Origin of the sequence: Streptomyces cavernae (genome assembly GCF_004023625.1) — a bacterium.
GTDB classification, from domain to species: domain Bacteria; phylum Actinomycetota; class Actinomycetes; order Streptomycetales; family Streptomycetaceae; genus Streptomyces; species Streptomyces cavernae.
The window spans coordinates 1-20715 of sequence record NZ_RPDJ01000026.1 but is presented as its reverse complement, the minus strand read 5'-3'; the positions used below and the strand labels follow the sequence as shown (position 1 = coordinate 20715).

Below are 20715 nucleotides of genomic sequence, written 5' to 3'. Positions count from 1 at the left end.
GCTCACGCCTCCGGAATCTCGAACTTGCTCGTGCGCTGCATGCCGGCCGCGCGTCCCTTGCCCGCGATGACCAGCGCCATCTTGCGGCTGGCCTCGTCGATCATCTCGTCGCCGAGCATGGCCGAGCCCTTCTTGCCGCCGGCCTCGGACGTGCAGTACTCGTACGCGTCCAGGATCAGCTCGGCGTGGTCGTAGTCCTCCTGCGACGGCGAGAAGATCTCGTTGGACGCCTCGACCTGGCCCGGGTGGAGCACCCACTTGCCGTCGAAGCCCAGGGCCGCGGCGCGCTGCGCGACCTCGCGGTACCCGTCCACGTTGCGGATCTGGAGGTAGGGGCCGTCGATCGCCTGGAGGTTGTTGGCGCGGGCGGCCATCAGGATCTTCATCAGGATGTAGTGGTAGGCGTCCGCCGGGTAGCCGGGCGGCTGCTCGCCCACGACCAGCGACTTCATGTTGATCGACGCCATGAAGTCGGCCGGGCCGAAGATGATCGTCTCGATGCGCGGGGAGGCCTGGGCGATCTCGTTGACGTTGTTCAGGCCCTGCGCGTTCTCGATCTGCGCCTCGATACCGATCCTGCCGACCTCGAAGCCCATCGTCTTCTCGATCTGGGTCAGCAGCAGATCCAGTGCGACCACCTGCTGGGCGTCCTGGACCTTCGGCAGCATGATGCAGTCGAGGTTCTGGCCCGCCCCCTCGACCACGGTCACGACATCGCGGTACGTCCACTCCGTCGTCCAGTCGTTGACCCGTACCACCCGCGTCTTGCCCGTCCAGTCACCCTCGTTGAGGAACTTGACGATGGTGTGCCGCGCCTCCGGCTTGGCGAGCGGCGCGCACGCGTCCTCCAGGTCGAGGAAGACCTGGTCGGCCGGGAGGCCCTGGGCCTTCTCCAGGAAGCGGGGGTTGCTTCCCGGTACCGCGAGGCAGGAGCGTCGCGGGCGGAGTCGGTTGACCTGGGGAGCTGGGCTGGTCATGCGGGGACCTCCAGGGGGTCGAGCTTGTTGGCTGACCGGATCTCGTCGACGATACGGCCGATGATTCCGGTGATGTCGAAGTCCTTCGGCGTGAAGACCGCGGCCACTCCGGCGGCCCGCAGCTGTTCGGCGTCACCGTTCGGGATGATGCCACCGGCGATCACAGGAATCTCTGTGGCTCCTGCCACACGCAGCCGCTCCAGCACGTCCGGCACCAGCCGCGCGTGCGAGCCGGACAGGATGGACAGGCCGACCGCGTGTACGTCCTCGGCGACGGCCGCGTCCACGATCTGCTCGGGGGTGAGCCGGATGCCCTGGTAGACCACCTCGAAGCCGGCGTCCCTGGCCCGTACGGCGATCTGCTCGGCCCCGTTGGAGTGGCCGTCCAGACCGGGCTTGCCGACCAGGAAGCGCAGCTTGCCGACACCCAGGTCCCGGGCGGTCGCGTCGACCTTGCGGCGCACCTCCGCCAGCGCGGTGCCCTCCTCGGCGGTCACCGCGACCGGCGCCGACGACACACCCGTGGGCGCCCGGAACTCGCCGAACACCTCGCGCAGGGCACCCGCCCACTCGCCGGTGGTGACCCCCGCACGGGCGCACTCCAGCGTTGCCTCCATCAGGTTGTCCGTGCCCGCCGCGGCCTCCTTCAGCCGCTCCAGCGCCTTGCACGGGCGCGGATGGTTGAACGGGGGCTGGTAGCGGGTGTCGCGCCAGTCCTTCAGCGCCCGTACGACGCGCTCCTCGACGGCCGGGTCGACCATGTGGATCGCCGTGTCCAGGTCGGCCGTCAGCGGGTTGGGCTCGGTCGTCTCGAAGACGTTGACGCCGACGATCTTCTCCTGGCCCGACTCGATCCGGGCCCGGCGCTCGGCGTGCGAGGCGACCAGCTGGGACTTCAGATAGCCCGACTCGACGGCCGCCATCGCACCGCCCATCTCCTGGATGCGGTCGATCTCGGCGAAGGACTCCTCGACGAGCTGGGCGACCTTGGCCTCGATGACGTGCGACCCGTCGAAGATGTCCTCGTACTCCAGCAGATCGCTCTCGTACGCCAGCACCTGCTGGATGCGCAGCGACCACTGCTGGTCCCAGGGCCGGGGCAGGCCCAGCGCCTCGTTCCAGGCCGGCAGCTGCACGGCACGCGCGCGTGCGTCCTTGGAGAGGGTCACGGCCAGCATCTCCAGCACGATCCGCTGGACGTTGTTCTCCGGCTGCGCCTCGGTCAGCCCGAGGGAGTTGACCTGGACGCCGTAACGGAAGCGGCGGTGCTTGGGGTTCTCGATCCCGTACCGCTCCCGGGTGATCTTGTCCCAGATGCGGCCGAACGCCCGCATCTTGCACATCTCCTCGACGAAGCGGACGCCCGCGTTCACGAAGAAGGAGATGCGCGCGACGACATCACCCATGCGCTCCTGCGGTACCTGGCCGGAGTCGCGGACCGCGTCGAGCACGGCGATGGCGGTGGACATCGCGTACGCGATCTCCTGGACCGGAGTGGCGCCCGCCTCCTGCAGGTGGTAGCTGCAGATGTTGATCGGGTTCCACTTCGGCATGTGGGAGACCGTGTACGCGATCATGTCCGTCGTCAGCCGCAGCGAGGGCCCCGGCGGGAAGACGTGCGTGCCCCGCGAGAGGTACTCCTTGACGATGTCGTTCTGGGTCGTCCCCTGGAGCAGGCTGATGGCCTCCTCGTCGAGACCTTGCTCCTCCGCGACGACCTGGTAGAGCGCCAGCAGCCACATGGCCGTGGCGTTGATCGTCATCGAGGTGTTCATCTGCTCCAGGGGGATGTCCTGGAACAGCCGGCGCATGTCACCGAGGTGCGAGACCGATACCCCGACCCGGCCGACCTCGCCGCGGGCGAGGACGTGGTCGGGGTCGTAGCCGGTCTGCGTCGGCAGGTCGAACGCGACCGACAGCCCGGTCTGGCCCTTGGCGAGGTTGCGCCGGTACAACTCGTTGGACGCCTCGGCCGTGGAGTGACCGGCGTAGGTACGCATCAGCCAGGGCCGGTCCTTCTCCCGCCGGCCCTCGGGAGTCTGGCGCTCTGTCATGGTTGCGACCTCAGATGTTCCGGAAGCGGTTGATGGCGTCGATGTGCTTGGCGCGCTTCTCCTCGTCGCGCACGCCCAGGCCCTCGCGGGGGGCCAGCGCGAGGACGCCGACCTTGCCCTGGTGGAGGTTGCGGTGCACGTCGTACGCGGCCTGTCCGGTCTCCTCCAGGGAATAGACCTTCGACAGCGTGGGGTGGATCTTGCCCTTCGCGATGAGCCGGTTGGCCTCCCAGGCCTCGCGGTAGTTGGCGAAGTGCGAGCCGATGATCCGCTTCAGTGACATCCACAGGTAGCGGTTGTCGTACTCGTGCTGGTAGCCGGAGGTGGAGGCGCAGGTGACGATGGTGCCGCCCTTGCGCGTGACGTAGACGGACGCGCCGAAGGTCTCCCGGCCCGGGTGCTCGAAGACGATGTCGACGTCCTCGCCGCCGGTCAGCTCGCGGATGCGCTTGCCGAAGCGCTTCCACTCCCGCGGGTCCTGGTTGTGCTCGTCCTTCCAGAACTTGTAGTCCTCGGCGGTGCGGTCGATGATCGCCTCCGCGCCCATGGAGCGGCAGATCTCCGCCTTCTGGGGCGAGGAGACGACACAGATGGGGTTGGCACCGCCGGCCAGCGCGAACTGTGTCGCGTAGGAGCCGAGTCCGCCGCTCGCGCCCCAGATCAGGACGTTGTCGCCCTGCTTCATCTGGGCGCCGTTACGGGAGACCAGCTGCCGGTACGCGGTGGAGTTGACCAGGCCCGGAGCGGCGGCCTCCTCCCAGCTGAGGTGGTCCGGCTTGGGCATCAGCTGGTTGGACTTGACGAGCGCGATCTCGGCGAGGCCGCCGAAGTTGGTCTCGAAGCCCCAGATGCGCTGCTCGGGGTCGAGCATGGTGTCGTTGTGGCCGTCGCTCGACTCAAGCTCCACGCTGAGGCAGTGCGCGACGACCTCGTCACCGGGCTTCCAGGCGTTGACTCCGGGACCGGTGCGCAGGACGACGCCCGCCAGGTCGGAGCCGATGATGTGGTACGGCAGGTCGTGGCGCTTGGTCAGCTCGGAGAGCTTGCCGTAGCGCTCCAGGAAGCCGAAGGTCGGCAGCGGCTCGAAGATCGAGGTCCACACCGAGTTGTAGTTGACCGAGGAGGCCATGACGGCCACCAGGGCCTCGCCCGGGCCGAGCTCCGGCACCGGCACGTCGTCCAGGTGGATCGACTTGCGCGGGTCCTTGTCGCGGGTGGTGAGCCCGGCGAACATCTCCGTCTCGTCCTTGTGCACGGTGATCGCGCGGTACGACTCGGGCAGCGGCAGGGCCGCGAAGTCGGCGGATGTGGACTCCGGCGACTGGATGGCGTCCAGGATTTCCTTCATCGGTTGCCTCCGGCGAAGTGGTGTCTCCCCTGACCGAGTGACCGGGTGTCCGAGCGGGGTCGGGGGCTGAGGGATGTGTGGCGGGGAGACGTCGAGGGTTACGTCGGGGTGCTGCGGTGCTTGGGTGCTGGTGCCGTCGGTTCGGCGGAGGTGGTGCGGCAGCGCGGGTCGGCGCGGAGGGTTGCCTGTGACGCAGGCGTCCGGGCGCGCAGGCCCGAGGGCTTGCGGGGACAGCCGACGCGCGACGGTTCACTGCGCGCCGGCCGCCCGGACTCCTTCAACGTATGGCACGCCGTGTCACGGTGCAAGGCACTCGGTGCCAAGAATTTCTCTCGTTTGTCATTTCGTCGTAACAGATGAGCGATGATCGATCGCCAGTGATCGTTGATCGATCGAAATGCATGCCTGATCAGGGCAAATCGGTTGCGAATGCGGGAGGCCGGCGTCGGCGGATCTTGTGCACGGCGGCCGGGAGACGTGTGCGGGAAGAGCCGGGCGGTTGGGCCGTGCGGGTGAGTACCCTGCGCTGGTGAGGCTGGCGACGTTCAATGTGCTGCACGGTCGGACGCTCCGCGACGGCCGCCCCCTCCCCGCCCCTTCCGAGGCTCCCGAGCGGCCGCTCGCGGAAGCCGTCGCGTCCCTGGACGCCGACGTACTTGCACTGCAGGAGCTCGACCGGCTTCAGGAGCGGTCGGGGAACGTCGACCAGGCCCGGATCGCCGCCGAGGCCGCGGGCGTGCGGGACTGGCGCTACGCGTCGGCGTTCCACGGCCGTGCGGTACCGGACCGGGGCTGGGTCCTGGACCCGGCCGAACCAGGGCTACGGGTGTACGGACCCGAGGACGCGGGTCCGGCCCACGCCGCTCCCGGTGTCCCCTCGCACGGGATCGCCCTGATCTCCAGGCTTCCGGTACGGCAGTGGCGGGCGCGGCGGTTTTCCGCGGCGCCCCTCGGCCTGCCCCTGCGGGTGGCGGGGCGGCCCGGGCTCACCGTCGTCCGGGACCAGCCGCGGCCGGTGCTGGCCGCTGTGCTGGACGGACCGCGGGGACCCTTCACGGCGGTGGCACTGCACCTGTCGTTCGTGCCGGGGTGGAACGCCGGTCAGCTGCTCGCCCTGCGCGGCTGGCTCGCCGGACTGCCCCGGCCGCAGGTGCTGCTGGGTGACTTCAACCTGGTCGGCGCGCTCCCCAGGACCGTGCTCAACGCGGCCGGGACGACCGGCTCCGGCAACGGCACCGGGACCGGGCGGGGCTGGCGGGACCTGGCCCGGGTCCCGACCTTTCCCGCGCACCGGCCTCGGGTGCAGTTCGACCATGTGCTGGTGGACGGTGCGTTCCGGTGCGGGGAGGTGGTCGGGGTACGGGCGCCGCGGACCCCGGTCTCGGACCACCGGCCCCTCGTGGTCGAGCTGCCCGCGTGAGGCGTCACGTACGGTCGCGCAACGCCTGTTCGATGGTCTTCATCACCTCGTCCAGCGGCGCGTCCGTCCTGGCCACCGTCACCAGAACCTCTCCCTGGGAGGCCACGGTCGCCGGCGGCGCGGGCCGCGGGGAGGTCGTGCGGCCGGCGCCGATACCCGTGCCGAAGGTCTTGCGGACGATGGCGAAGGCGTGGTCCAGCTGGGCCTCGACATCGCCCTGCCCGCCACCCCGCAGCCATCTGCGGAGCACGTGGTTGTGGGCGGTGACCACCGCCGACGCCGCCACCTCCGCGAGCAGCGGATCGTCGTTCGCGTCGTCGTCGTGGGCGTGCTCGTCGAAGTGGCCCAGCAGATACCGGGTGAAGAGGCGCTCGTAGCGGGCCACCGAGGCGATCTCCGCCTCCCGCAGGGTCGGCACCTCGCGGGTGAGCTTGTAGCGCTGCACGGAGATCTCGGGGCGGGCCGCGTACATCCGCATGACCTCCTTGATGCCGCGGCACACCGTGTCGAGGGGGTGCTCGTGCGCCGGTGCGGCGTTGAGCACCGCCTCCGCCCGGACCAGGGTGTCGTCGTGGTCCGGGAAGATCGCCTCCTCCTTGGAGCGGAAGTGCCGGAAGAAGGTGCGCCGGGCCACCCCGGCCGCCGCCGCGATCTCGTCGACGGTGGTCGCCTCGTAGCCCTTCGCGGCGAACAGCTCCATGGCCGCGGCGGCCAGTTCGCGGCGCATTTTGAGCCGTTGGGCGGCGGCGCGACTGCCTGCGGCACTTTCCGGAGCGTCGGGCACGGTCGTGGTTCGGGGCGGCTTGGCAGGCTGGGGCATGCCCCGAACGTACTGCATGTGCGCGGGTGAACGGGCCGAACCGGTGGTCCCTCCGCCCTCGGCGGACGGAGGGACCACGGCAGGATCGAGCAGCCCGCCCCAGTCGGCGCGCACCGGGGACCCGTACCCGGGCCGTGCCGACCGGTCAGCGCCGGGCATATTCGCGGAAGCCGCGGCCGGTCTTGCGGCCGAGGCAGCCCGCGGCCACCAGGTGCTCCAGCAGCGGAGCCGGGGCGAGGCCCGGGTCGCGGAACTCGCGGTGCAGGACCTTCTCGATGGCGAGGGAGACATCGAGGCCGACCACGTCCAGGAGCTCGAAGGGGCCCATGGGGTAGCCGCCGCCCAGCTTCATCGCCGCGTCGATGTCGTCCAGGGACGCGTAGTGCTCCTGCACCATCTTGATCGCGTTGTTGAGGTACGGGAACAGCAGGGCGTTCACGATGAAGCCCGCGCGGTCCCCGCAGTCCACCGGGTGCTTCTTGATCTCGGCGCAGACCTCGCGGACGGTGGCGTGCACGTCGTCCGCGGTCAGGACGGTGCGGACCACCTCGACCAGCTTCATCGCCGGGGCCGGGTTGAAGAAGTGCATCCCGATGACGTCCTGCGGCCGCGAGGTGGCGCGGGCACAGGCGACGACCGGCAAGGAGGAGGTGGTGGTCGCCAGCACGGCGCCCGGCTTGCACACCTTGTCCAGGGTGGCGAACAGCTGCCGCTTGACCTCCAGGTCCTCGGCGATGGCCTCCACGGCGAGATCGACGTCGGCGAAGGCGTCACAGGACCCCGCCGGGACGATCCGCTCCAGGGTCCCTGCCGCGGCCTCGGCCGTCAGCCGTCCCTTGTCGACAGAGCGTGAAAGCGACTTGCCGATGCGGGCCTTCGCCGCCTGCGCCTTCTCCTCGGTACGGGCGGCGAGCACCACGTGGTAGCCGGCCTTCGCGAAGACCTCCGCGATGCCGGAGGCCATGGTCCCGGAGCCGGCGACACCGACCGAGCGGACCGTGCGACCGGTGGCCCGCGCGGCGTCGGGGACGGGCGTGAGCGCGTCCGGCACGACCGTGGCGCTCCCCGGGGCCTCGTAGGTGTAGAAGCCGCGGCCCGCCTTGCGTCCGGTCAGGCCCGCCTCGCTGAGCTGCTTGAGGATGGGCGCGGGCGCGTGCAGCCGGTCCCGGGAGGCGGCGTACATGGCGTCCAGGACCGTGCGCGCGGTGTCGACGCCGATGAGGTCCAGCAGCGCCAGCGGCCCCATGGGCAGCCCGCAGCCCAGGCGCATCGCGGCGTCGATGTCCTCGCGGGAGGCGTACTTGGCCTCGTACATCGCGGCGGCCTGGTTGAGGTAACCGAAGAGGAGGCCGTCGGCGACGAAACCCGGGCGGTCGCCGACGGCGACCGGTTCCTTGCCCAGCTCCAGCGCGAGATCGGTGACCGCGGCGACGGCCGCCGGGGCGGTGAGCACCGAGGAGACCACCTCGACCAGCTTCATCGCGGGCGCCGGGTTGAAGAAGTGCAGGCCGAGCACGCGCTCCGGGCGGGCGGAGTCGGCGGCGAGCCGGGTCACCGACAGGGCGTTGGTGCCGGTCGCCAGGATGGTCTCCGGGCGCACGATGGCGTCCAGGGCGCGGAAGACCTGCTGCTTGATCGCGTACGACTCCGGGACCACCTCGATCACCAGATCGGCGTCGGCGGCGGCCTCGAGCTCGGTGGAGGTCCGCAGGCGGGCCAGGATCTCGCCGCGCTCCTGCTCGCCGAGCCGGCCGCGCTCCACGGCGCGCTCGGTGGAGGCCTCCACGGTGGCGACGGCCCCCCGGGCCGCGGCCTCGCTGATGTCGATGCCGATCACGTCGCGGCCGGCCCGGGCGAGGACCTCGGCGATACCGGCGCCCATGGTGCCGAGGCCGACGACGGCGACGGTCTTGAGCGGGGACAGGGGGGTGTCGGAAAGGGGAGTGGCCATCGCGGGACTCCAGGAATGAGGTGACGACTGGGACGGCACGGCACGCACGGCGGTGCGCGATGCGCACGGGTGCTCCGACCGGCGGGTGGGGTGTCCGGGCTGACAAGCGCACACGCCCGGGGCGTCCGTCCGCGGGCCCGAGGGCGCACACGAACGGGAAACCGACCGGCCCTGTCCCGGAGCCGGGTCGTACATGCGGTACTTGGTGCTTGGTGTACCGAACCGACCAGCGCTCGCGACGGCTGCGTCACCAGGCCGCCACGAGAAGCGCGAGAGGGTGTCTCGCTCGTCTGAGCTTAACCCGTGGGTAACGAGCGCGCCAGTCTCTCTCCCTGACGGGGTTGTGTGATGTACGTCGCGGATAAGCTCGGTTTCATGGACGAAGAGTTGCGAGCGCTCACGGAACGCTTACGGAAGGAGTCCGGGGGGTCGGACTCCTTCGAACGGCTGGTCGCCACGCGCGACCCGGGTGAACTGGCGGTCGTCCTCACCGAGCCCGGACAGCCGTTGTGGGCGCGGGAGGTGGCGGCCTTCCGGCTGGGGCTGCTGGGGGACCGGCGGGCCTTCGAGGCGCTCGTCCTGCTGCTGAACCACCGTGATCCGCAGCGGTGCGCCTCCGCCGCGCACGCGCTGGCCCGGCTCGGCGATCCCCGCACGGCACGCGCCGCGGCGGCTCTGGCCACGAACGAACTCCGCGTCGCATACGCCCTCCACCCCGTGCGGCTCCTCGCCGAACTCCGTGCTCCCGAGTCGGTCCCCGCCCTCATCACGACACTGGCGCGTCGCCTCCGGCCGAACGACCCGTACCGCCGGGTCGCGCTCGCCTGCGTCGAGGGGCTGGGGGCACTGGGCGACGAGCGTGCCCGCGCCGTCCTGAACGAGGCCCGCGCCCACCCCGCCCTCTCGGAAACGGCGACCCGCGCCCTGTCCCGGTTGCCCCAGGTACCGGAGCCGCGCTCCCGGCACCGTTAGGCTCCGCCGCCGCAGGGTTCGCCCGCCCCGCGGCGCAGGGTTGCCCCCGTCGCCGCGGGCTTTCCTTGCCCCCGCCGCCCCTACCCGTCCCGTCCCCTGGGCACTGCCCCGAAGCCCCGCCGGGGGCTGCCGCCCCCCGGGCCCCCGCTTGTTGGCCTGGCGGCCTTGTCCTCAAACGCCGGACGGGCTGAATGATGCGGCATCCCGTTCCCTGGGCACTGTCCCGTAGCCCGGCCGGGGCTGCCGCCCCCGGGCCCTCGGCAGGCCGTGAAACTCCCCGGATCACTCCGGCAACACGGCGTAAGCCTCGATCTCCATCAGGTACTCGGGGGAGATCAGCGCCGCCACCTGGACCGCGGAGGCCGCGGGGAGGCGGTCTGAGGGTATGTGGGCGTCGCGGGCCGCGCGGATCGCGGGCATGTGGGACATGTCCTTGACGAAGAACGTCAGTTTCACGACGTCGTCGAAGGTGGCTCCCGTGGCGGCGAGGCAGCGGCGGAGGTTTTCGAAGACCTGGCGGGCCTGGGCCTCAGGGTCGTCCGCGCCGACCAGCTTGCCGTCCTCGTCCAAGGGGAGTTGGCCGGAGATCGCCACGAAACGGCCTGTGCCCATCACCACGTGGCTGTAGGCGGAGGCGGGGGCGACCCCGTCGGGGGCGGGGATCCGGGTCAGCTCACTCATGGTCCTCATGGTGGACCAGGGGTCTGACATCGCGGTACCTGCCCCCGACGGGTCGTCACCTCGGTGCGGGCCGGTGCTGAACGCTTACCCGCGGGAGCCGATCATCCCGTGCAGCGTCGCCCCGCGTGCGGCCGAGGCCGTGCTCAGCGGCTTGGGGTCCGCGAGCGCCTTGCAGGTCGCGTCGACCGCCCCGCTGCCGCGCGGCACCTTCCCGTTGGTGAGGTACGTCGCCAGGTACTTGTCCAGGCAGGCGTTCCCGCTGAGGCTGATGCCGTGGTTGCCGCCACCCTGCTCCACCACGAGGCTGGAGCCCTTCAGCAGCTTGTGGACGGTGACGCCGCCCTCGTAGGGAGTGGCCGCGTCGTCCGTCGCCTGGAACAGCAGCACCGGCGGCAGCTTGCTGTTGGCGACGTTCACGGGCTTCAGCGACTTGGTCGGCCAGAAGGCGCAGGGCGCGTTGTACCAGGCGTTGTTCCAGGTCATGAACGGCGCCTTGGAGTACACCTTCCAGTTGTCGGCCCGCCACTTCGCCCAGTTGCGGGGCCAGGAGGCGTCCCGGCACTGCACCGAGGTGTAGATGCTGTAGCCGTTGTCGCCGGCGGCGTCCACCGCGGCGAAGTTGTCGTACGCCTCGACCAGCGGGTCCGCGTCCTTGTCGTTCACGTAGGCCGCGAACGCCTCGGCCAGGTACGGCCAGTAGCCGTTGTAGTAGCCGCCGGGGAGGAACGTGTCCTCCAGTTCGGAGGCGCCCACCTTGCCGCCCGCCGGCTTCTTGGCCAGTGCGGCGCGCATCGCGTACCACTTGGCCTCGATGGCCGCAGGGTCCGTACCGAGCTTGTAGGTGGCGTCGTACTTGGCGACCCACGCCATGAACGCCTTGTGGCGGCCGTCGAACGCGTAGTCCTGTGCGAGGTTGTCCGCGTACCAGACGCCCGTGGGATCGACGATGGAGTCCAGCACCAGCCGCCGCACCCGCTGCGGGTACAGCTTGGCGTACACGGCGCCCAGGTAAGTCCCGTACGAGTAACCGAAGTAGTTGATCTTCTTCGCCCCGAGCGCGGCCCGGATCGACTCCATGTCCTTCACGGCGTTCACCGTGTTGATGTGCGGCAGCACCTTGCCGTACTTGGTGCCGCACGCCTTCGCGAAGGACTGGGCGCGCTTGAGGTTGGCCTGCTCGATGGCGGCAGTGCGCGGCACGCTGTCCGGGCGCACCGGTGCGAAGTACTTCGGCTTGCAGTCCAGTGCGGGGGAGCTCTTGCCTACGCCCCGCGGGTCGAAGCCGATCACGTCGTACTGCGCGGCAACCGACTTGGGCAGCGAGGAGGCCACGAAGCCGGCCAGGGTGAGTCCGCTGCCGCCCGGCCCGCCGGGGTTGACCAGCAGTGGTCCCTGCGACTTCGTCGCGGTGTGCTTGACGCGCGAGAGCGCGAGGGCGATCTTCGTACCGCGCGGGTTGTTGTAGTCGAGCGGCACCTTCAACGACGAACACTGGAGCGTCGGGTAGTCCTTGGTGCCGCATTTCTTCCAGCTGAGCTTCGCCGCTTGGGCGGCGGTCGCCGTGTTGCCCGGTGTGATCGCCTCGGCAGGGACAGCGGTGAGCGCCCCGGCCACCATGACGGCGGCACCGCACAGCACGGCTGCGCGTTTTCTCATCAAGTCCTCCCAGGACGGAGGGTTTCGGACCGCGGATGTCACGGCCCTCGCCGCATCGTCCCGGAAAGGACTCCCGGAAGAACGAATTCTGGAAAGTCTTGACCCAATCGGTTTGGGTAAAGCCCTCGGATGCTCGCTAAAGAAGCGTCAATTGTGTGGGTTCTGACGCTTGTTCTGTCGTTTCGGGTACGGGGAGGCGTCGCGGCATGCCGGCCCGGGTCGGGCCGATCCCGTACTCCTGTGCGAGCTCGTGTACCTGACGGGTGATCCGACGCTGGTACCACTTGGGCGCGTAGGCGCCCTCCGCGTAGAGCCGTTCGTACCGCCGCACCAGATACGGGTGGTGCTGCCCGAGCCAGGCCATGAACCACTCGCGGGCCCCCGGCCGCAGATGCAGCACCAGCGGCGTCACCGAGGTCGCCCCGGAGGCCGCGATCGCCCTTACGGTGGCGCGCAGTTGGCCCGGATGGTCGCTCAGGAACGGGATCACCGGCGCCATCAGGACCCCGCAGCCGACGCCGTGTTCTGCGAGAGTGCGTACGACGTCCAGCCGTCGTTCCGGCGCCGGGGTGCCGGGCTCCACGGTGCGCCACAGTTCGGGGTCGGTGAAGCCCACGGAGACGGAGATCCCGACGTCCGTCACCCCCGACGCCTGCTTCAGCAGATCCAGATCGCGCAGGATCAGCGTGCCCTTGGTCAGGATCGAAAACGGGTTGGCGTGGTCGCGCAGCGCGGCCAGGATGCCGGGCATCAGCCGGTAGCGGCCCTCCGCGCGCTGGTAGCAGTCGACATTGGTGCCCATCGCTATGTGCTCGCCCTGCCAGCGGGGTGAGCCCAGGTGTCGGCGCAGCAGCTCCGGGGCGTTGACCTTCACCACGATCTGGGAGTCGAAGCCCAGGCCGGTGTCGAGGTCCAGGTAGCTGTGCGTCTTGCGGGCGAAGCAGTACACGCACGCGTGCGTGCAGCCGCGGTAGGGGTTGACGGTCCACTCGAACGGCATGCGCGAGGCGCCGGGCACCCGGTTCACGATCGACTTCGCGCGGATCTCGTGGAAGGTGATCCCGCTGAACTCGGGCGTGTCGAAGGTTCGGGTCGTCACGGCGTCCGCGTCGAACAGCGCGGCGTCCCGGGGGCGGCCCTCGAAGGGGCGCCCGGTGGGCTCCGCCGCGGATTCGACTCTGAGGTTCTCCCAGCGCATGACGCCTCCTCGGTAGCACTGGCGTCAGAATAGAACACATGTTCCCTTGATCGTGCGACCGAGACCGCGAGGGACTTGTGAAGGCCGATCCGGGCGGCGGGCCGGTTGACGTCTGGGACGGCCGGCCTGGTTCGTTCGGGGTCGGCTCCGTTTCGCCCGGGGTCGGCCTGGATCCCTCCCGGGGGTCGGCCCGGTTCCCTCCGGGGGTCGGCCCGGTTCCGTTCCGGGGGCCCGTGCGCCCCCCGCGCGACCCCGGATTTGGCCCCTCCGTGACGGGGTGGTTGGCTGTGCCCAACGCCCGACAATCCGAGTGCTGGAGGAAGAGCAATGGCGCAGGTCGAGGCCACCACGGAGCGGGTCATCGCGGCCGGGCCGGAGGACGTCTTCGACGCTCTGGCCGACTACAGCGGCACGCGCGCGAAGCTCCTGCCCGAACACTTCAGCGAGTACGAGGTGCGTGAGGGCGGCGACGGCGAGGGCACCCTCGTGCACTGGAAACTCCAGGCCACCAGCAAGCGCGTCCGCGACTGCCTGCTGGAGGTCACCGAGCCGACCGACGGCGAACTGGTGGAGAAGGACCGCAACTCCTCGATGGTCACCACCTGGCGAGTGACGCCCGCCGACGGCAAGTCCCGGGTCGTCGTCACCACCGTCTGGAACGGGGCCCAGGGCATCGGCGGCTTCTTCGAGAAGGCGTTCGCCCCCAAGGGCCTCGCCCGGATCTACGACGCGGTGCTGGTCAAGCTGGCCGCCGAGGTGGAGCAGTAGTCCCCGAGGTGAACTCCGCGGTCCCCCGCAGGGATTGCGGTAAAGATCACCAATACGGGTGATCCTTCGTGGCGTTTCTGCGGCTGGTGCGCCGGTTCAGCGGCGTCAACGGGGGCCCGGCCGGTGCGCAGATTGACTCGTCGCGCTTGCCCGCAAGTGTCGCGGAATGCGACAAAAGGGCGGCGCAGGCGCGACGAGGGGAGCGGCACGGTGGGCGGCACGACGCTGGCGAAGAGCGAGCAGGGCATGTCGCCCGGGGCGGCGGACGGCAGTACGCATCCCGGAACGCCGCCCGACCCCGGCACCCGTGCCGGCCAAGGCACGGACCACTACTCCGATGGCCGCACCGGCCACGGCGCCGATCGCGGTGACGGCCACGGCACCGATCGCGGAACCGACCGCGGTGCCGGTCCCGGCGGCATCCGCCCCGTACTGGCCCTCCTCGGACTGACGCTCGCACTCGTGCTCGTCGCCCTGGACCCGATGACCGTCGCCACCGCGCTCCCGGCGATCGTCGACGAACTGCACGGCCTCGACCGGATCTCCTCGGTGATCGCCCCCGGTCTGCTCGCCGCCGGTGTCGGAGGGCTCGTCTTCGGCAGACTCGGCGACCTCCACGGACGCAAGGGCGCCTTCCAGCTCGCCGTCCTCGCCTTCGTGGCCGGCTCGGGGCTCGCGGGCCTGGCGCAGACCATGGACCAGCTGATCGCCTGCCGTGCCCTCCAGGGCCTCGGCACCGGCGGCCTCATGAGCGGCGCGCAGATCATCCTGGCGGACATCGCCCCCACCACCCGCCGCGGCCGCTTCACCGCAACGGTCGCCGCGGCCTTCGGGATCGCCTCCCTGACGGGCCCGCTGCTCGGGGGCTACCTCACCGACCAGCTCTCCTGGAGATGGTGCTTCTACGTCAACGTGCCCTGCGGACTGGTCACTCTGGCCGTCGTCACCCTCGCCCCCAAGGTCCCCCCGTCGTCGACGTCAGGGTCGCCCGCGCGGGCCGAGGCGGCCGCGCCGTCCCAGGGCGCCGCGCCCGCCGCCCGCTTCGACGTCCTCGGCGCGCTGCTGCTCGGCGCCGCCGCGACCTGCCTGGTGCTGCTGACCGCGTGGGGCGGCACCGCGTACGCCTGGGACTCCGACGCCGTCCTCGGCCTGGCCGCCGGGGCCTGCGCGGCGACCGCGCTGCTCCTGGTCGTCGAGCGGCACGCCGCCCACCCGCTTCTCCCGCCCCGGCTGCTGGGCGACCGGGGCCTCCTCGCCGGCGGTCTGGTCGCCCTGGTCACCGGCGCGGCGCTGTTCGCGGCGGCCGGCCATCTGCCCGCCTACCTGCAACTGGCCCGGGAAGGCGTCAGCGCCACCGAATCCGGCCTGCTCATGCTGCCCCTCACAGGTGCTCTCGTCGGCGCCTCCGTCGTCTGCGGACGGCTCGTCCGCCGCGGCGGACGCCGCCGCACCGTCTGCGCGGTCCTCGGCACCGCCCTGTCCGGCACCGGCATGTGGCTGCTGTCCCGTCTCGAAACCGACGTCTCCGCGCTCGACTTCGGCATCCGGACGGCCGTCCTCGGCGCCGGTATCGGCATGGTGATGCCCGTGCTGGTCCTCGCCGTGCAGAACTCCGTACGCCCCGCCGACCTGGGTGCCGCCACGGATCTCCACACCTGCCTCCGGCAGCTCGGCGGCAGCGCCGGCGCCGCCGTCGTCGGCGGCCTGCTGGCGAGCCGGCTCACCGGCGGGCTGCCCCACGACCGCCTCCCCGCGCACGCCGGCGCCCTCCTCGCGGACACCCTGCCGCGGATCTTCCTGTACCTCGTGCCGGTGCTCGCCCTCGGACTGCTCGCCGCCTTCTTCGTCAGGGACAGGCCACCGGTCGCCGAGGAACCGGTACCCGCCACCGCCGAGCCCGCGCACCGCCCCCAGCTCCCGCACGCGCGCTCGGCACAGACCGACGGCATCCACGTCCGCGGCACGGTCCGGCACCCCGACGGCACCGCCGTGCCGCGCGCCGCGCTCACCCTCATCGACATCGTCGGACAGCAGATCGGCCGGTGCGTCGGCGGCGACGACGGACGGTACGCCCTCGGCACACCCGGCGCCGGCTCGTACGTGCTGATCGCCGCGGCCGGCGGTCACCAGCCGCAGGCCGTCGGTGTCACCGTCGGCGAACGCCCGGTCGAACTCGATGTGGTCCTCGGCGGCGCGGGACGACTCGCCGGTACCGTGCGGACCCCGGACGGTACGCCCGTCTCCAGCGCCACCGTCACGCTCACGGACGTCCACGGCGAGGTCGTGGCGACCGTGCGCAGCGGACGCGAGGGCACGTACGTCGTCACCGAGCTGGCCGCGGGGGAGTACACGCTCGCGGCCAGCGCGCCCGCCTTCCGCCCGGCCGCCCTCCCGGTCGGCGTCCGGGCCGGACACGAGACCGTGCAGGACGTCGAACTGGCCGGTGGCACGGTCGTGAAGGGCACTGTGCGGGCCGGCGGCGGGCGTCCCGTCGAGGACGCCCGGGTGACCCTGTTCGACACCGCGGGGAACGTGGTGGACACGCAGATCACCGGCACCGACGGCACCTACAGGTTCGGGGACCTGTCCGCCGGCGAGTACACCGTCGTCGCCGCCGGTTACACGCCGGTGGCCACCGTGCTGAGGGTCGCCCCGGGAGGCCGGGCGGAACGTGACCTGCACCTGGGACACGAGGACTGAGGGGGCTCCCGGAGGGGCGTGCGCCGGAGCTGACCAAGGATCCCAATTCCCCTATTGGCACACATCGCAACCGGTCGTAGCCGTACCGTGGTCGGGACGGTACAGATCTTGTGGAGTCGGTGGAGGAGGAGCCTGGGCCATGGATCGTGGCACCGAGACAGGCGCTCCCGACCCAGGGGCCGCCGGTGGCCCGCCCAAGCTCGGGGCTGTCGGCGGCCCGCCCGCCGCCGGAGCCACCGGCGGCCCGACCGACCGCGCGGCCGCCGGGGAAGCGGGTGCGCACACCACCGCCGGACGCATACCCCTGGCCGTCGTCGTGGTCGACCGGGGCGGCCTCGTCTCCCACTGGAGCACCGGCGCCCGCCGTGTCTTCGGCGTCACCAAGGAGGAGGCGGTGGGCCGGCTCGCCACCGACTTGCTCCCGGTCTCCGGCGCACTCCCCGACGAGGACGAAGACGCCGAGGACGCCGAAGACGAATATGGCCAATACGGCGGGGACGGCGGAGCGAGCGCGGCCCATGACGATTCGACGCCCTACGGCCCCTACGACGGACTCGGCCCCGGCCTGGAGTCCTCCCTCGGCGGACGCCTCTCCTACCCGGCCGCCGGACGGGCCCGGCTCTCCACCCCGGACCTCGACCGGATCGACGTCCTGTGGTGGGCCTACCCGCTGGTCGGGCCCGGCCGGGAACGACTGCTCGTGCTGGCCGCAGACGCCGCCCGGCTGCGGACGGAGGGCGACGAGGACAGCATCGCGGTGGAGCGCATAGCTCCGGCCTTCGCCCTCCACACCGACTTCCCCGGCGCCGAGGAACTGGCCCGCAGGCTCCCCGAGATCCTGCCCGGCATGAGCGTCGGCGAAAGCGCCCGCATCGTCTCGCAGGTCCTCGAACTGGGTTACCCCGTCCTGGAGTTCAGCCACAACGACCGGGTCCCGGTCACCCCCGACTGGGGAGTGGCCCGCCGCACCGAGCGCCGGGCCCGCCGCGAACGGGCGGCCCGGGCGGCCGCGCTGGGCGAGCCCGTGCCGCGGGAACTCCTCGACGAGGGCGAGGACCTCGAGTACGCCGCCGTACGCGAACGCCTGGAGTTCCTCAACGAGGTCAGCTCACGCATCGGCACCTCACTGGACCTGGCGCGGACCATCGTCGAGGTGAGCAAGGCCGTCGTGCCCCGCTTCACCGACGTGGCGGGCACCTACCTGCGCGAGCAGGTCGTCGCGGGGGAGGGTTTCCCCGAAGGGGTGCCCGACACCACCACGATGTGGCACCGGGTCGCCGTCGAGCACACCGACGAACCGGGCCGCTGGGACGACGTCGTGCCGGTCGGCGAGTCCATGACGTTCCCCGCGCACACACCGTTCTTCCAGTGCATGACCACCGGCGAACCCGTCCTCGTGCCGCGCATCAGCGAGCAGATGGGACACGCCATCGCCGCACAGTTCGAGAAGCGCGACATCCGGCCGCTCATCAGCAACCGCTCGATGCTGGTCGTGCCCCTCAAGGCCCGCCATGTGGTACTCGGCTTCATGATCCTCTTGCGCCACCCGGAGCGGGCCGAGTTCAACGAGATGGACCGTGTCACTGGCGCCGAACTCGCCGCCCGCGCGGGCCTCGTACTCGACAACGCGCGCATGTACACCCACCAGGAGAACGTCGCCGAGACGCTCCAGGACAGCATGCTGCCGCACATCCCGCCCCACCTGGGGGGCTGTGACCTCGCCACCCGCTATCTGCCGGGCACACTCCTCGGACGGGTCGGCGGCGACTGGTTCGACGCGGTGAAACTGCCGGGCTCGCGCACCGCGCTGGTCGTCGGCGACGTCATGGGCCACGGCCTCAACTCAGCAGCGATGATGGGCCAGTTACGGACCGCCGTGCAGACCATGGCCGCACTCGATCTGCCGCCCGCACAACTCCTGCGCAACCTCGACGACTTGGCCCAGCGACTCGGCGAGCACTACCTCGCGACCTGTCTGTACGCCGTCTACGACCCCATAGTGGGCGAGCTGGAACTCGCCAACGCCGGCCACATACCGCCCGTCCTGGTGCACGCCGACGACGGCCGCAGCGAACTGCTCGACCTGCCCACGGGCGCCCCGATCGGCGTCGGCGGGGTGCCGTTCGAGTCGGTATGCGTCCCCGTGTCACCCGGCGACCGGCTCGTGATGTGCACCGACGGACTGGTCGAGGTGCGCGGCGAGGACATCGGCGTCGGGCTCGCCGCGCTCTGCGAGTCCGCCGCGCACCCCGCGGCCTCCATGGACGCCGCCTGCGACACCGTCATCCGCGCGCTGGGCAACCGCGGAGACCGCAAGGACGACCTGGCCCTGCTGATGGCCAGGCTCAACGGCATCGCACCCGACGACGTCGCCGAGTGGCGCCTCGCCTCCGAACCGATCGAGGTCGGCAGGGCCCGCGCCGTGGTCCGCGGGAAGCTCCACGACTGGGGCCTGCCCGCGCTCGCCGACACCGCGGAACTGATGGTGAGCGAACTCGTCACCAACGCCGTACGGCACGCCCGGGGCCGCCAGATCGGCCTCAGGCTGGTCCGTGGCGAAACCCTGCTGTGCGAGGTCGACGACGCCGAACACACCCTCCCCACCCTCCTCGGCGCCGGTCCGCACGACGAGTTCGGGCGGGGCCTGCGGGTGGTCGGGAGACTGGCGCGCGAATGGGGCACCAGCCGTACCGGCGGGGGCAAGACGGTCTGGTTCGAGATGACGTTGCCGCGGCTTCTCCGGCGCCGCACGCTTCCCAGCCCCTCCGGCGCCTGACGACGAGCCCGCACGCCCGCTCGGCGGCGAGTACTCGGCGAGTCCGCCGAACTCGACTCCTTACGAAACACGGACGTCGGGAACGCGGGCGGCTCGAAGCGCGACGGGCAGGAGAATGGATGCGAGGCTGGCCGCATGGAACAGCAGCCATACGAGCCGGCGGCGGACGCCTCAGCCGGTCGAGGGGCGGGGGGCGCCCGCGTTCTCGTCGTCGACGACGATCCCACCGTCGCGGAGGTCGTCTCGGGCTACCTGGATCGCGCCGGGTATGTGGTCGACCGGGCCGGAGACGGGCCGAGCGCACTCGCCGGCGCCGCCGCGCACTGGCCCGACCTGGTGGTTCTCGATCTCATGCTGCCCGGCATGGACGGCCTGGAGGTGTGCCGCCGGATGCGCGAGCGCGGCCCGGTCCCGGTCATCATGCTCACCGCACGCGGCGACGAGGACGATCGCATCCTGGGGCTGGAGGTGGGCGCGGACGACTACGTCACCAAGCCGTTCAGCCCCCGGGAACTGGTGCTGAGGGTGGAGTCCGTACTGCGCCGTACGCGGCCCCTCACGGGCACGCGGTCCCTCAGCTCGGCCGGACTCACCATCGACCCGGCCGCCCGCCGCGCCACCAAGAACGGCGCCGAACTGGCCCTCACCCTGCGCGAGTTCGACCTCCTCGCGTTCTTCCTCCGTCATCCGGGCCTGGCGTACAGCCGCGAGGACCTGATGCGGGAGGTGTGGGGCTGGGACTTCGGCGACCTGTCGACCGTCACGGTTCATGTCCGGCGGCTGCGCAACAAGGTCGAGGACGACCCCGCCCGCCCTCGTCTGATCCAGACCGTCTGGGGCGTCGGCTACCGTTTCGATCCCGCAGGCACCTCCGCCCGAGGCGAGGAGTGATCATGGGCGCAACCCTCCTCATCGCCCTCTACGCCTTCCTCGGCGCCTGTGCGGCCGGGCTGCTCGGCGCGGGAGCACTGTGGCTGCTGCGCCGCCGCTCACTGACCACCTCACTGACCGTGGTGGCCGCCGTCGCCGTGACCGCGATGCTGGCGGGCACCCTGGCCGTGGCGGAGGCGATGTTCCTGTCCGCGCATGACCTGTCCGTGGTCACGACGGTGGTGGCGATGGCGGCTGTCGTCTCCCTGGCCACCGCGCTGCTGCTGGGCCGTTGGGTGGTCGCCCGCAGCCGCGAGCTCACCCTCGCTGCCCGCTCCTTCGGTGACGGCGGCGACTTCACGGCACCCCACGGACCGGCCACGGCCGAACTCGCCGCACTCAGCCGCGAGTTGGAGGCGACCAGCGCGAAGCTGGCCGAGTCCCGGGAGCGCGAGCGCGCCCTTGAGTCCTCCCGCCGTGAACTCGTCGCCTGGATCTCGCACGATCTGCGCACGCCGCTCGCG

Annotated in this window: 14 protein-coding genes and 1 pseudogene; 7 read left to right on the top strand and 8 right to left on the bottom strand. The window is 71.2% G+C overall.

Annotation, left to right across the window (positions count from 1 at the left end):
* Nucleotides 1-2 precede the first annotated feature (2 nt).
* From EF387_RS30750 to ccrA, 3 genes are read right to left on the bottom strand one after another with little or no spacing between them, the layout of a single operon-like run.
* Nucleotides 3-977 carry an HpcH/HpaI aldolase/citrate lyase family protein gene (locus tag EF387_RS30750; RefSeq protein ID WP_128379918.1) on the bottom strand — a complete coding sequence of 325 codons (975 nt, stop codon included), beginning with the start codon at nt 975-977 and terminating at the stop codon, nt 3-5.
* On the bottom strand, nt 974-3031 hold the full coding sequence (locus EF387_RS30745) for a protein meaA (protein WP_128379917.1): 2058 nt from the start codon (nt 3029-3031) through the stop codon (nt 974-976). Before EF387_RS30745 ends, EF387_RS30750 begins: the two co-directional genes overlap by 4 nt.
* Nucleotides 3032-3041: 10 nt before the next feature.
* On the bottom strand, nt 3042-4379 hold the full coding sequence (gene ccrA, locus EF387_RS30740; RefSeq protein WP_128379916.1) for a crotonyl-CoA carboxylase/reductase: 1338 nt from the start codon (nt 4377-4379) through the stop codon (nt 3042-3044).
* Nucleotides 4380-4908: 529 nt separating this feature from the next.
* Between ccrA and EF387_RS30735 the strand changes: the two genes are divergently transcribed.
* Nucleotides 4909-5799 carry an endonuclease/exonuclease/phosphatase family protein gene (locus EF387_RS30735; protein ID WP_128379915.1) on the top strand — a complete coding sequence of 297 codons (891 nt, stop codon included), beginning with the start codon at nt 4909-4911 and terminating at the stop codon, nt 5797-5799.
* Between the two features lie 4 nt (nt 5800-5803).
* On the opposite strand, the gene EF387_RS30730 is transcribed toward EF387_RS30735, so the two are convergent.
* Nucleotides 5804-6637, bottom strand: coding sequence for a TetR family transcriptional regulator (locus EF387_RS30730; RefSeq protein WP_202918423.1), 834 nt, complete (start codon nt 6635-6637; stop codon nt 5804-5806).
* A 127-nt stretch (nt 6638-6764) separates the two neighbouring features.
* Nucleotides 6765-8570, bottom strand: a complete 1806-nt coding sequence (locus EF387_RS30725) for a 3-hydroxyacyl-CoA dehydrogenase family protein (RefSeq protein WP_128379913.1) — start codon at nt 8568-8570, stop codon at nt 6765-6767.
* A gap of 375 nt (nt 8571-8945) precedes the next feature.
* On the opposite strand from EF387_RS30725, the gene EF387_RS30720 reads away from it, so the two are divergent.
* Complete coding sequence (locus tag EF387_RS30720; RefSeq protein WP_128379912.1) at nt 8946-9542, top strand: adenylosuccinate lyase; 597 nt, start codon at nt 8946-8948, stop codon at nt 9540-9542.
* 282 nt (nt 9543-9824) lie between these two features.
* Here EF387_RS30720 and EF387_RS30715 read toward each other — a convergent pair whose 3' ends face one another.
* From EF387_RS30715 to EF387_RS30705, 3 genes are all read right to left on the bottom strand, one after another.
* Complete coding sequence (locus tag EF387_RS30715; protein ID WP_128379911.1) at nt 9825-10223, bottom strand: RidA family protein; 399 nt, start codon at nt 10221-10223, stop codon at nt 9825-9827.
* Between the two features lie 84 nt (nt 10224-10307).
* Nucleotides 10308-11879, bottom strand: coding sequence for an alpha/beta hydrolase (locus EF387_RS30710; RefSeq protein WP_128379910.1), 1572 nt, complete (start codon nt 11877-11879; stop codon nt 10308-10310).
* Between the two features lie 136 nt (nt 11880-12015).
* Nucleotides 12016-13077, bottom strand: coding sequence for an Rv2578c family radical SAM protein (locus tag EF387_RS30705; protein WP_128379909.1), 1062 nt, complete (start codon nt 13075-13077; stop codon nt 12016-12018).
* Between the two features lie 327 nt (nt 13078-13404).
* Between EF387_RS30705 and EF387_RS30700 the strand changes: the two genes are divergently transcribed.
* From EF387_RS30700 to EF387_RS30680, 5 genes and pseudogenes are all read left to right on the top strand, one after another.
* Complete coding sequence (locus tag EF387_RS30700; RefSeq protein WP_128379908.1) at nt 13405-13845, top strand: SRPBCC family protein; 441 nt, start codon at nt 13405-13407, stop codon at nt 13843-13845.
* Between the two features lie 210 nt (nt 13846-14055).
* Nucleotides 14056-16545: an MFS transporter gene (locus EF387_RS30695; protein WP_238431802.1), complete on the top strand. Its 2490-nt coding sequence runs from the start codon at nt 14056-14058 to the stop codon at nt 16543-16545.
* A 139-nt stretch (nt 16546-16684) separates the two neighbouring features.
* Nucleotides 16685-19321 (top strand): SpoIIE family protein phosphatase, encoded by a 2637-nt coding sequence (locus EF387_RS30690; RefSeq protein ID WP_128379907.1) that lies wholly within the window; start codon nt 16685-16687, stop codon nt 19319-19321.
* A 135-nt stretch (nt 19322-19456) separates the two neighbouring features.
* Entirely contained in the window at nt 19457-20212 is a 756-nt protein-coding gene (locus EF387_RS30685; RefSeq protein WP_128379906.1) for a response regulator transcription factor, read from the top strand.
* Nucleotides 20213-20214: 2 nt separating this feature from the next.
* Nucleotides 20215-20715 (top strand): annotated as a pseudogene (locus EF387_RS30680) (HAMP domain-containing protein); the annotation flags it as partial.